This window comes from Acidimicrobiales bacterium, from assembly GCA_035533095.1.
Classification (GTDB): domain Bacteria; phylum Actinomycetota; class Acidimicrobiia; order Acidimicrobiales; family Palsa-688; genus DATLUM01.
Map to the genome: position 1 here is coordinate 75958 of DATLUM010000040.1, position 11809 is coordinate 87766.

11 protein-coding genes and 1 pseudogene are annotated in these 11809 nt (G+C 67.4%); 5 read left to right on the forward strand and 7 right to left on the reverse strand.

What is annotated here, in order from left to right; all coding sequences use genetic code 11:
* The first annotated feature begins 342 nt into the window (after positions 1-342).
* Entirely contained in the window at positions 343-2835 is a 2493-nt protein-coding gene (gene dnaB / locus VNF71_03990; protein ID HVA73706.1) for a replicative DNA helicase, read from the forward strand.
* 38 nt (positions 2836-2873) lie between these two features.
* Here dnaB and rplI read toward each other — a convergent pair whose 3' ends face one another.
* From rplI to rpsF, 4 genes and pseudogenes are all read right to left on the reverse strand, one after another.
* On the reverse strand, positions 2874-3320 hold the full coding sequence (gene rplI / locus VNF71_03995; protein ID HVA73707.1) for a 50S ribosomal protein L9: 447 nt from the start codon (positions 3318-3320) through the stop codon (positions 2874-2876).
* 186 nt (positions 3321-3506) lie between these two features.
* Positions 3507-3764, reverse strand: a pseudogene (rpsR, locus tag VNF71_04000) (30S ribosomal protein S18).
* A gap of 3 nt (positions 3765-3767) precedes the next feature.
* Positions 3768-4211, reverse strand: coding sequence for a single-stranded DNA-binding protein (gene ssb, locus VNF71_04005; GenBank protein HVA73708.1), 444 nt, complete (start codon positions 4209-4211; stop codon positions 3768-3770).
* Between the two features lie 20 nt (positions 4212-4231).
* Entirely contained in the window at positions 4232-4606 is a 375-nt protein-coding gene (gene rpsF, locus VNF71_04010) for a 30S ribosomal protein S6 (protein ID HVA73709.1), read from the reverse strand.
* A 197-nt stretch (positions 4607-4803) separates the two neighbouring features.
* On the opposite strand from rpsF, the gene VNF71_04015 reads away from it, so the two are divergent.
* Positions 4804-5391 carry a DUF192 domain-containing protein gene (locus VNF71_04015; GenBank protein HVA73710.1) on the forward strand — a complete coding sequence of 196 codons (588 nt, stop codon included), beginning with the start codon at positions 4804-4806 and terminating at the stop codon, positions 5389-5391.
* A gap of 258 nt (positions 5392-5649) precedes the next feature.
* Here the strand turns inward: VNF71_04015 and panB are convergent, their stop codons facing one another.
* The 3 genes from panB to VNF71_04030 all read right to left on the reverse strand — a co-directional run bounded on the left by panB (position 5650) and on the right by VNF71_04030 (position 9175).
* Positions 5650-6510 carry a 3-methyl-2-oxobutanoate hydroxymethyltransferase gene (gene panB / locus VNF71_04020; protein ID HVA73711.1) on the reverse strand — a complete coding sequence of 287 codons (861 nt, stop codon included), beginning with the start codon at positions 6508-6510 and terminating at the stop codon, positions 5650-5652.
* Between the two features lie 70 nt (positions 6511-6580).
* On the reverse strand, positions 6581-8731 hold the full coding sequence (locus VNF71_04025) for a transglycosylase domain-containing protein (GenBank protein ID HVA73712.1): 2151 nt from the start codon (positions 8729-8731) through the stop codon (positions 6581-6583).
* A gap of 39 nt (positions 8732-8770) precedes the next feature.
* A complete protein-coding gene (locus tag VNF71_04030) occupies positions 8771-9175 on the reverse strand; it encodes a DUF5318 family protein (GenBank protein HVA73713.1) in 405 nt (134 codons plus the stop codon).
* A gap of 106 nt (positions 9176-9281) precedes the next feature.
* Between VNF71_04030 and VNF71_04035 the strand changes: the two genes are divergently transcribed.
* From VNF71_04035 to VNF71_04045, 3 genes are read left to right on the forward strand one after another with little or no spacing between them, the layout of a single operon-like run.
* A complete protein-coding gene (locus tag VNF71_04035; protein ID HVA73714.1) occupies positions 9282-9947 on the forward strand; it encodes a PadR family transcriptional regulator in 666 nt (221 codons plus the stop codon).
* On the forward strand, positions 9944-11020 hold the full coding sequence (locus VNF71_04040; protein ID HVA73715.1) for an inositol-3-phosphate synthase: 1077 nt from the start codon (positions 9944-9946) through the stop codon (positions 11018-11020). The genes VNF71_04035 and VNF71_04040 overlap by 4 nt, the downstream gene beginning before the upstream one ends.
* A 39-nt stretch (positions 11021-11059) precedes the next feature.
* Complete coding sequence (locus VNF71_04045) at positions 11060-11779, forward strand: class I SAM-dependent methyltransferase (protein ID HVA73716.1); 720 nt, start codon at positions 11060-11062, stop codon at positions 11777-11779.
* Positions 11780-11809 lie beyond the last annotated feature (30 nt).

Below are 11809 nucleotides of genomic sequence, written 5' to 3' on the forward strand. Positions count from 1 at the left end.
CACGCCCCGTTACCCGTGCCCCCCTGGGGAAGAAGCCGATCTCCGGCACCTTCGATTCCCCCGCTGGTGGGGTTCCTCTCGGGTGCGAGAGAGCAAAGCTAGCACCGCGCGGGGTCCCGCCAATCAAGCCTCGCGGCTTTTTTGGGCGTCTATTGGCACGCCCGCGAACAACGACAGAATTTTCGCCGTCACACCCCCTCCTTATGGTCGAGAGACATGGAGGTGCAGCGACGTCGCCCGGCGGTTTGCGGTTATCCACGCAACCGGGAAGTTGTCCCCGTCGAATCCACAGGGTTTTGGGTCTGGAAGCCCACAGACCGGCCGTAGTTAGGTAGGCGCTCCATGGTTCAGGCGATCGACGAAGCTCGCCGGCGGTCGAGGCAATCGCCGAGAGTTCCACCACACAACCTCGACGCGGAGCAGTCGCTGCTAGGAGCGATGCTCCTTTCCCGCGATGCGATCGCCGCCGCGGTGGAGTTCTGCGGCAACGACGACTTCTACAAGCCGGCGCACGCCCACATCTTCGATGCAGTCACGACGCTTTACAGCCGTGGAGAGCCCGCGGACCCCGTGACCGTCGCCGACGAGCTCGGGCGCGCTGGGCTGCTGGAGGCGGCGGGCGGTCTCGCGGCGCTGGTGTCGTTGCAGGCGGACACCCCGGCGACGACGAACGCGAGCCGCTACGCGCAGATCGTCGAGGAGCACGCCCTGTTGCGGAGGCTGATAGCGGTCGCCGGCGAGATCGCTGAGATGGGCTACAGCGTTCCCGAGGACGTCACGGCCGCGGTCGACCAGGCCGAGGCGATGGTGTTCGACATTGCGGAGCGCCGGGTGACCGACACGCTCAAGCCGCTGCAGAGCCTGCTCATGGCGAGCCTGGACCGGCTCGAGAGCCTGTACACGCGAGGCGAGTCGATCACCGGTGTCCCGACGGGATACGTCGACTTGGACGAGAGGCTTTACGGGTTGCAGCCGTCGTCGTTGGTGATCGTAGGGGCCAGGCCCGCCATGGGTAAGGCGCTCGCATTGGACACGCTCATCCCGACTCCTGGCGGCTGGACGACGATGGGTGCGGTCCAGGTCGGGGATCAGGTGTTCGACGAGTCCGGTGTCCCGTGCTCCGTTTCTTACATCTCGCCCATCTATGAACAGCGTTCGTGTTACAGCGTCGAGTTCGATGACGGGTCGAGCCTGGTAGCCGACGCCGAGCATCAATGGTTTGCATACGACCTTCCGGCCTGGAAGTCAGCGAGGGAAAGGCACCGCCTTTCGGGCCGCCCCGGTCCCTTGCGCCCGAGCCTTGCGCGAGATCAGAGCTCGAGATGGAAGTTGCCCAGGGTCGTCACGACGCAACAGATGCTCGACGAGGGCGTCCGTACTGACGACGGCTGTCCGCGATGGTACCTACCGTTGAGCGCCCCGTTGGAACTGGCCGAGCAGGATCTGCCGGTCGATCCCTACGTGCTGGGGTGCTGGCTCGGAGGCGGCCGCACGGCTGGAACCGGGATGACCATCGGCAATGAGGACGTTGCTCATTTCGAAGCCCAGTTCGCCGTTGCCGGTTATCCCCTCGTCCATCGAGGAGGGATCGAATATGCGACGACCCCGGTACCGGGTCAGGGGGCCTGGCAGGGGTACCGAGGCGAGAAGCGGGTGCTGGCCAGGGAACTGCAGGAACTGAACCTCCTGGGTGGTTCGATCAAGCACATCCCCGAGGTTTATCTGCGGTCGTCGTTCAAGCAGCGCCTCTCCTTGCTGCAGGGCGTCCTGGACACCGATGGGTATGCCAGTTCTCAGGGTGGAGCCGAATTGTGTCTGGCGAATCGTCACCTGTGTGAGCAGATGCGGGAGCTGGTGTGCTCGCTCGGCCACAAGCCCGGGCAGATCAAGGAGAAGCGGATCCCTCTAGCGGACGGTCGGACTGCGGTCGCCTGGCGATTCACGTGGACTCCCCTCGATCCCGTGTTCCGCATGGAGCGCAAGGCCGAGCGATTGCGCCGCTTCGGGTCTCACCCTCGGTTCGGCAAGGCGAGCCGTCGCACGGTGACTGCGATTCGCCCCGTCGACTCGGTGCCCGTCAAATGCATAACGGTCGACTCGCCATCCCACCTGTATTTGGCCGGCAAATCAATGATCCCGACGCACAACACGGCATTCGCTTTGGGCATGGCAGCGCATGCCGCGGTCGAGGCGCGGATACCGACCTTGATCTTCTCGCTCGAGATGGGCCACGAGGAGATCACCCAGCGACTCCTGGTCTCCGAGGCACGGGTGGACTCGGGCCGGATCCGCAACGGCCGGCTCACCGACAGCGACTGGCCCAAGATCAGCCAGGCAGTCGCGAGGTTGAGCGACGCGCCGCTGTTCATCGACGACAACCCGAACCTCACCGTCATGGAGATCCGGGCCAAGGCGAGGCGCCTGAAAGCCCGTGAGGGCCGGCTGGGACTGATCATCGTCGACTACCTCCAGCTGATGTCGGGGCGAACCTCGGCCGAGAACCGGCAGATCGAGGTCTCGTCCATCAGCCGCGGTCTGAAGGTGCTCGCCCGAGAGCTCGAGGTGCCCGTGGTTGCCCTGTCGCAGCTCTCCCGGAACCTGGAGATGCGTGCCGACAAGCGGCCCATTCTTGCCGACCTGAGGGAAAGTGGGTCCCTGGAGCAAGACGCCGACGTCGTCATGTTCCTCTACAGGGATGAGATGTACAACCCCGACTCCGCGGACCGCGGCACAGCTGAGGTGATCGTCGCCAAGCACCGCAACGGTCCCACCGGCAAATGCCAGCTGGCCTTCTTGGACCACCACACCCGCTTCGCCAACATGGCCAGGATGTAAGGATCCGACAGTTCTCCGGGGGCCTCAGAACGGGGCGATTAGCCTGCGACTACCTCGACCGTGATCCGGAACTCGACGTCGGAGTGCAGCTTCACCTGAACCTCGTGCGTGCCGGTGGACTTGATCGGCTCGTCGAGTTGCAGGCGCCGGCGGTCGAGATTGACCTTGGCCTGGTGGGAAACGGCCTCGGCGATGTCGGCCGAGGTGACCGAGCCGAAGAGCCTGCCGCCGGATCCTGCCTTGGCGGGGATCCGGATGACCATCGGCACGAGGGTGCGCGCCACGACCTCCGCAGACTCACGGTCTCGTGCATCTTTGAGGTCGCGGGCTTTGCGCATGGCGGCCGCCTGGGCGGTGACACCGGCCGTCGCCGCGATGGCGTGACCCTTTGGTAGCAGGTAGTTGCGGGCGTAGCCGTCGGCTACGTCGACGATGTCTCCGCGCTTGCCGACATGGTCGAGATCCGTCCTGAGTACGACGCGCACCTATACCTCGCTCTCTGCCATCTCGGCGGCCTCGGTGTTCTCGCCCTCTTCGCCGACGTCCTTTCCGTCGTCGAGCACGAGCCCGTCCTCCATACCTTCAGTCTCGACTCCTTCGGGTCCGAGAGCGTCCTCGCGGCGGCCGCGCGGGGGCCTGCCGGGCCCCCGCTCGTTGACCGTGCGCTGCGTGTACGGAAGCAGCGCGAGTTCGCGCGCGGTCTTGATGGCCACTTGGACATCCCGCTGGTGTTGGGCGCAGTTCCCGGTGACACGCCGAGCCCTGATCTTGCCCCTGTCGCTCATGAAACGACGCAGCAGGTTGACGTCCTTGTAGTCCACCCATGGGGCGTGGTCCTTGCAGAAGACACAGACCTTCTTCTTGCCGCGCGGGCGCGTGTCCTTGAGGGTCCGCTTGGCGCCGCGGTCCCGATCGTTGTTGCGGGCCATCGCTTAGAAGGGCTCCTCTTCGTAGTGGTACTCGGTCGGCGCTTCGTTGGACACCTGGCGTCCACCGCCGCCGTAGCTCTGGCCTCCCCCGTCCGGCGCGCGGCGCTCGTTCTTGGTGATGCTCACCGTCGCCCAGCGCAAGCTCGGCGCCACCTCGTCAGCCGTGATCTCGATCTTCGAACGCTTCTCCCGCTCGGCCGTCTCCCAGCTGCGCTGGTCGAGGCGTCCGTTTACGAGCACCCGGGCGCCCTTGGACAACGACTGGGCAGCGTTCTCCGCGAGCTGTCCCCAGCAGACGACGTCGAAGAAGGACGTCGCCTCCTCCCACTCCTGGTTCTGCCGGTTCTGCCACCGGCGGTTGACGGCGACGCCGAAGGTGGCGGTGGCCTGACCGGACGGCGTGAAACGCAGCTCCGGGTCGCGGGTCAGGTTCCCGACGATGCTCACATGGTTTCCGTTGGACATGGCTAGTTCGCTCCGTTCGCGTTGGCTTCCGCCGGTGCGCCGTCGGGGCCGGCCGTGGTGGCGGGGGTCGTTGAGACCTTGCCCGCTGCCTTCTCCGGCAGACGGATCACCTTGTGGCGGATCACTTCGTCTGCGAGTCCGAGCATCCGGTCCACACTGTCGACTGCCGCTGGCTCGGCCTTGGCCTCGACCAGCACGTAGTAGCCCTCGCTGCGGTGGTGCACTTCGTACGCGAAGCGCCGCTTACCCCAGCGGTCCACCTTGTCCACCGTGCCACCGTTGCTGGTGATGGCCTGGGTGGCTCGGTCGACGACTTCCCGGATGGCGTCCTCTTCCAGGCCGGCGTCGAGGATGACCATGACTTCGTAGTGCCGCATCGCGGCTCACCACCTCCCTATGGACCCGGCCTTCGGCTCGGGGCCCCGGACGATCCGGAGCAGGGTCTTGTTGTGAAGACATGGCATGGTACTCGACGCTTGCGATACCGGTCCCGGCAGCCTCCGTGAAACAGCAAGGCGGCTGCGGGACGACTAAGTGATGGGCGCATCCTCGCGCGGCCATGTGACAATGAGCCGTGCCTGCCGACCAGCAACTGCTCGGTGACCCGCCCGAAGGTTTGGTCCGCGTGCTGCGGCGCGCGGCATGGGCGCTCGTCGCCCTCGGCGTCGTTGCATTCCTGATCGTCGGTGCCAAGCGGCCGGCGAACCCCTACCTGCTCGCTCCCGACGGCCGCCTTAGCGCGCAGGGGTTGCCGGGCTTCGCGACCGCACGGCTGGCCGTGACCCCCGGCTACGGGCTCCACGCGCCCTCCGGCGCATGCGTTCTGGTGGCGTCGACGAGCGCGCAGCAGTCCGTCGGTCTGATGGGCCAGACGTCCCTGCACGGCTTCGCCGGCATGGCTTTCCGCTTCTCCCACCCGGCCGAGACCAACTTCTACATGAAGGACACGCTGATCCCGCTCACCGTCGCCTGGTTCGGGGCAGACGGGGGTTACCTGGTGTCGGTGGACATGAAGCCCTGCCCCACGACCCAATCGATATGCCCGACCTACGGGCCGGGGGTCCCGTACCAGCTGGCGCTGGAAGTCCCGCAGGGCAAGCTGGGCTCACTCGGCATCGGGCCGGGGTCGGTTCTGCACCTCGGGGGTTCGTGCTCGGCCTGACCGTCCGGCCTGGGCCTCGGGGTGCAAGCGGTGCGAGCGCCGCAAGCGCCGCAAGCGGACAGAGTTCGTTGAGGCAGGTGGGGGACGGTCCAACCCTGTCCCCTTGGGGTACGCCTCAAGTGGAGCAAGTGGACAGAGTCCGCGTCCTCATGTATCGGTTGCTCCGAACCCTGTCCGCTTGTGACCCCGACCGCCCGCCGGCGCCCCGACCGACCGACCGCCCGCCGGCGCCCCGACCGACCGCCCGCCGGCGCCCGATCAGTAAAGCGAGATGACCGGCGCCAGCTCCGCCGCGACCTCGCCGGCGAGGCCGCCGCCAAGATGGTAGGTCTCCGCATCCGACGGGAACCGGCCGCTGCGCACGTCCTCGGCCCACTCGCGCAAGCCGGCGACGGCATCGGACTTCAAGGACGCGTAGCGGCGGACGAACTTCGGCGCCGGCCGGTCGTCCAGGCCGAGAACGTCGTGGAACACCAGGACCTGACCGTCGCAGTGGATGCCGGCGCCGATGCCGATCGTGGGGATCGAGAGCGAGTCGGTGATCAACTGGGCGACGACGTCCGGGATCCCCTCCAGCACCACGGCGAAGCACCCGGCGTCCTCGAGAGCGCGCGCATCTTGTACCAGCATGCGGGCAGCGTCGAGGTCCTTCCCCTGCACCCTGAAGCCGCCCATCGCGTGGAACGACTGCGGCGTCAGCCCGAGATGGCCCATCACCGGGATCTCCGCGTCGATGATCGCCGAGATCACGGGCGCCCTCTTGGCGCCGCCTTCGAGCTTCACCGCCTGGGCGCCGGCGCGCACCAGGGACGCAGCGTTGACGACCGCTTCGCCGACAGTTGTGTGGTAGCTCATCCACGGCATGTCCGCCACGACCATGGGCGCCGGCCGCGCGCGGGACACGGCGGCGACGTGGTGCGCCATGTCATCAACCGTCACCTGCAGGGTGTCCTCGTAGCCGAGCACCACCATGGCGACCGAGTCACCGACGAGGATCAGATCGACACCCGCGGCGTCGGCCACCCGCGCCGAGGGGGCGTCGTAGGCGGTCACCATCACGAGCGGGTCACCGCTTCCCTTCCGCGCGCGAACAGAAGGCGCGGTGTGCGTAGGGGCCATAGAGCTACCTCCTTTTCCGTCCAGCGCCTCGCGGCTGCCGGCGGGTTCTCGTCCCGAGACCTCTCCAACTCTATCCGCCGGACGGCGCGGTGGTACTGGTCGTGGGTTGCGTCGTAGGCGGTGAAGTCGTAGGCGGTGATGTCGTCGGAGGCGACGTAGTGGGTGGAGGCGGAGAGGTGCTCGGTGTGGGCGGGTTGGTCACGCTCGGCGCGGACGTGGTCGAGGTCTGCGACCCGGGCCCGGACGACACGGGGGGTGCGGTCTCACCCGGATACAACAACGACGACGCCGACGGCGGCGTGAGCATCTTCCCGGTAAGGGCCGGCGCTGCCGGGAACGGCCCCCCGTACTTCGGCATGGAGGTCAGGAGGGACTTCATGTAGTCGTGCCACAACCCGGCCGGGATGGTGCCGCCCTGCACGTACCCCATTGGCTTGTCGCCGCTGGCGTAGCCCATCCAGACCGCGGTGGTGAGCTTCGGCGTGTACCCGATGAACCAGGCGTCGGCCGAGTTCTCCGTCGTCCCGGTCTTCCCCGCTACCGGGAACGGGAGGTGACCTGCCGCGACGCCCGTACCCCGCTGCACCACCTGCTGCAACACGTAGTCCATCTGCGCCGCCTGCGCGGGGGTCAGCACCACGCTGCTCTGCGGCTGGACCGGCAACGGCAACGACTTCCCCCCAGCCGTAGTCACCCTCGTCACCAACAGAGGCCGGTGGTACACACCCCCGTCAGCGAACGTCGCGTACGCGGACGCCATCTCGAGTGGCGACACGTCGGCGGTCCCGAGGACCTGGGACGGGTACGCGCCGGCCATCTCCTTGGGACTGATCCCGAGCGCCTCGGCCATCGAGTCGAGTTTGTCGGCGCCGATCTTCATGACCACCTGCGCGTACACGGTGTTGATCGAGTGCACGGTGGCGTCCACGAGGGTCAGGGTCGGCGCCGGCGTCTCGCCTTCGAAGTTCGTCACCTTCCAGGGGGTCCCGTTGGCGTTGCCGTGAGGCACGATGTACTGCGGTGGCGCCGGGAAGACCGAGTTGGCGGAGTAGCCCTCCCGCAGGACCTCGGCGAGCATGAAGGCCTTGAAGGTGGAACCCGCCTGGCGGCCGCTGCCGCCCCCTGCGGCGCCCAACGCCAGGTTGACCGTCGACGTGCCGTAGTCCTGGCCTCCCACGAGCGCCTTCACGGCCCCCGTGTCGTCGACGGACACCAGCGCGCCGGACGGTGTCCCCTTTGCGGGGCTGAGCGGGCTGCCCTTTCCGTAGACGGCGTCGTACGCCTGGGCCTGCATCGCCGGGTCGAGCGTGGTTGTGACCCGCAGACCTCCCCCGTCGACCAGCGCGCGACCGTACTTCTGGTACAGCTCTTGTCGGACGGCGGCGATGAAGTAGGCCTCACCGGTCGGGTCGGCAGTTCCGGCACTCGTCGAGGCGGTCGGCCGGATCACGTACGACGAGAACGGCATCGCCTTCACCGCACCCGCCTGCTGGCTCGTGATCTTGTGATCGCGGACCATCGCGTTCAACGTGTCGTCCTGGTTCTGCCTGGCCAGCGTCGGGCTGTGCGCGGGGTCGGCCGCCTCGGGTTCGCGGATCAGCCCCGCCAGCAAGGAAGCCTCGGGCAGTCCCAGTTGATGGACGGGCTTGCCGAAGTAGGCCATCGACGCGGCCTCGACGCCATAGGCGCCGCGTCCCCAGTAGATGGTGTTCAGGTAGTTCTGCAGGATCTGCTTCTTCGACTCGCTCCTGGACAGACGGATAGCCAGCAGTGCTTCCTCGATCTTGCGGGTCACCGTCCGCTTCGAGTTGAGGTAGGCCTGCTTCACGTACTGCTGCGTGATGGTCGAGGCGCCCTGGAGGTGCCCTCCCGTGACGTCGGCGACCCCGGCCCGCAGGATGCTGATGGGGTTGAGGGCGCCCTCCGTGAAGAAGTGCCGGTCCTCGGTCGACACCACCGCGTTGACGACGACCGGTGGGACCTGCTTCAGGGTCACGTTGATCCGGTTCTGTTGGGAAAAAGACGCGATGACGTGAGTGCCGGACGCGTCGTAGATGAGGGTCGTCTGCTTGAGGGGTTTGGGGGCCGGCAGCTTCAGGTGCGAGAACATGTAGAGCCCGGTGGCGATGATTGCGAAGAAGAGCAGCGCAACGCCGAACAGCCACCTCCGCCACCTCCAGATCCGGCCGTGGGAGGGCTCGTCGTGAGCGCGGCGGCTCACCGGTCCTTCCCGCGTTAGCACGGGAGGGCTCTTACCCAATCAGCGGCGGGAAGTGACGGCGAAGCTGCGCGCGAGGTGGTTCCACGCGCAAAGAGGGCAAACCTCGACGACGTAGCAGGCGAGGTCCCGGGCTGTCCGGGAGAGCCTCGACAGCTCTTTGTTGGAGGTGACGCACGTGCCCGACGGGGGAAGCCTCGGCCCGAAGACGTAGGACACGAACCGGAGCTTGGCGTCCTCGCAGATGGGGCAGTCGTCGTTGCTCTCCTCGCCGACATTGATGGCCGCCCGGAGCAGCTCGGGGTGCGCGTCGCAGACGTCGAGGCGGGAGAGCCTGCCCTTGCGGTACTCCTTCACGACGGCGTTGCGAGCCAGGGTGTAGTCGACCTCCCCGGCCAGTCGCGAGCCCGCGCCGGCGGCCCGCAGCATGTCCGGGCGAGCGCTCATCATCCCAGGCACCCTACCGTTCGCGGCGTCCGGCGGCGGGACTCCCTGTACACCTATCTACCGCCGATATATCGGAACGATACATCGAGCTGCTATAGTTACCGTCGTGCTGGAACTAGCGATCCTCGGGCTGCTGAAGGAGCAGGAGCTCCACGGCTACGAGCTGAAGAAGCGCCTGTCGGAGACGCTCGGGTTCGCCAGCGGGGTGTCGTTTGGGTCGCTGTATCCGGCACTCGCCCGACTCGAAGCAGCGGGGGCCGTCAAGGCGGTGGACGCGCTGGCGTCGCCGGCGGCGCCGATCCCCCTCACGGGATCGCTCGGCGGGGAGCTGGCGGTGTTCCGGGCGCGCAAGGCCGGGTCGCGCGGCAGCCGGGGCAAGAAGGTCTACGGCATCACCGAGCGCGGCGAGGCGCTGTTCGAGGAACTGCTCGCCACCGAGACCCAATCGAGCGACGACGAGCGCGTGTTCAACCTTCGGCTCGCCTTCGCCCGCTACCTGCCGCCCGACGCGCGCTTGGGGATGCTCGAGCGCCGGCGGGCCCATCTACTCGAGCGCCTCGTCCAAGTGCGCGCTCGCGTCAAGGCCCTCCGTGAGGGCGACCGCTACTCGCGCAGCCTCGTCGAGCACGACCGCGACTCGGCCGAGCGCGATTTGACCTGGATCGAACAACTGATCGCCAACGAGAGGGCCGCCTCGTTCTCTCGTGGAGAGGCGGTCGGTGCCGCGCCGGTCCCGTCTTTTTCCAAGAACCAGGAGGACAACAACCAATGAGCAACAAGATCCGGGTCGCCATCGCCGGTGTCGGCAACTGCGCAAGCTCGCTCGTGCAGGGCATCGAGTACTACCGGGACGCCGATCCCACCGACACGGTCCCCGGTCTCATGCACGTGACCCTGGGCGGCTACCACGTGCGCGACGTCGAGTTCGTGGCGGCGTTCGACGTCGACGCGGCGAAGGTCGGGCTCGATCTTGGCAAGGCCATCTTCTCCGGGCAGAACAACACCATCCGTTTCGCAGCGGTCGGCGACCTCGGCATCACCGTCCAGCGCGGCCCGACGTTCGACGGCCTCGGCAAGTACTACCGCCAGACGATCGAGGAGTCTCCTGTCGAGCCCGTGGACGTGGCGTCGGTACTTCGCGAGAGCAAGGCTGATGTGCTCGTCTCGTACCTGCCCGTCGGGTCGGAAGAGGCACAGAAGCACTACGCCACCGCCTGCCTCGAGGCGAAGGTGGCCTTCGTCAACGCGATCCCCGTGTTCATCGCGAGCGACCCCGAGTGGGCCGCGAAGTTCGCGAACGCGGGTGTGCCGATCGTCGGCGACGACATCAAGAGCCAGGTCGGCGCCACCATCGTTCATCGCATCCTCGCCCGCCTGTTCGAGGACAGGGGTCTGGTGCTCGACCGGACGTACCAGCTCAACGTCGGCGGCAACATGGACTTCAAGAACATGCTCGAGCGGGAGCGTCTCGAGTCCAAGAAGATCTCCAAGACCCAGTCGGTCACCAGCCAGCTGGACAACGGCATCGAGGCGGACGACGTCCACATCGGCCCTTCCGATCACGTCGCCTGGCTGGACGACCGCAAGTGGGCCTACATCCGCCTGGAGGGCCGCAACTTCGGCGACGTGCCGTTGAACGTCGAGCTGAAGCTCGAGGTCTGGGACTCGCCCAACTCGGCCGGCGTGATCATCGACGCGCTTCGCTGCGCCAAGATCGCCTCCGACCGCGGCATCGGCGGCGCGTTGCTCGGCCCCTCCGCGTACTTCATGAAGTCGCCCCCGGTGCAGTACCACGACGACGTCGCGCACCGGATGGTGGAGGAGTTCGCTGCCGGCGAGTCGTAGATCACCCGACGAGTCGTAGACCACCTAGAGTCCGCGGCTGTGAGTGAGATCGCAGCCGCATGGGACCGCGGCGCCGCCTCCTACCAGGCGGCCGCCGCGCTTCCGACAGACGTCGCCCACTACGGGCCCGGGTTGCCCACCGAGGCCGACCTGCGCCTGCTCGGCGACCTCAAGGGCAAGCGCGTCCTCGAACTCGGGTGCGGCGGCGCGCAAACGTCGATCGCGTTCGCGAAGCACGGAGCCACCGCGATCGGCGTCGACTTCTCCGCCGCGCAGCTCGAATACGCCAGGGCTTTGTGCGAGGCGGAGGAGGTGCGCGTCGAGCTCCGCCATGGCGACATGGCCGACCTCGCCTTCCTGCGTGCCGACACGATCGACCTCGTGTTCTCGGCGTTCGCCTTCGGGTACGTCGAGGATCTCAACCGGGTGTTCCGTCAGGTGCACCGGGTGTTGAAGGTCGGCTCGCCGCTGGTGTTCTCGTTGCCGCACCCTGCGGCGCGCTTGGTCGCCGGCGCCGGCTCCGGCGTGGTCGGACCGGGACCGCGCTCGTACTTCGACACCCGCCCCTACGAGTCCACGTTCGGCGGTGTGCGCTCGCCGGCGTACCACCACACCTTCGCCGATCTCTACATGGGCCTCCACCGCTCCAGCTACCGGGTCGACCTGGTGCTCGAACCCGAGCCGGTCGTCGCCGGCGCCGGTGGGGTGGCGCTGGTGCCGCCGGCGCTGATCATCCGCGCCCGCAAGGAGGGCAACTAGCCGCCCGACGGAACCCCACGGGTGCTGCTT

Excerpts from the sequence above, each read along its gene's own strand:
- dnaB (HVA73706.1), top strand. The coding sequence starts at position 343 with ATGGTTCAGGCGATCGACGAAGCTCGCCGGCGGTCGAGGCAATCGCCG.
- rpsF (HVA73709.1), bottom strand. The coding sequence starts at position 4,606 with ATGCGGCACTACGAAGTCATGGTCATCCTCGACGCCGGCCTGGAAGAG.
- panB (HVA73711.1), bottom strand. The coding sequence starts at position 6,510 with ATGGCCCCTACGCACACCGCGCCTTCTGTTCGCGCGCGGAAGGGAAGC.
- VNF71_04030 (HVA73713.1), bottom strand. The coding sequence starts at position 9,175 with ATGAGCGCTCGCCCGGACATGCTGCGGGCCGCCGGCGCGGGCTCGCGA.
- VNF71_04040 (HVA73715.1), top strand. The coding sequence starts at position 9,944 with ATGAGCAACAAGATCCGGGTCGCCATCGCCGGTGTCGGCAACTGCGCA.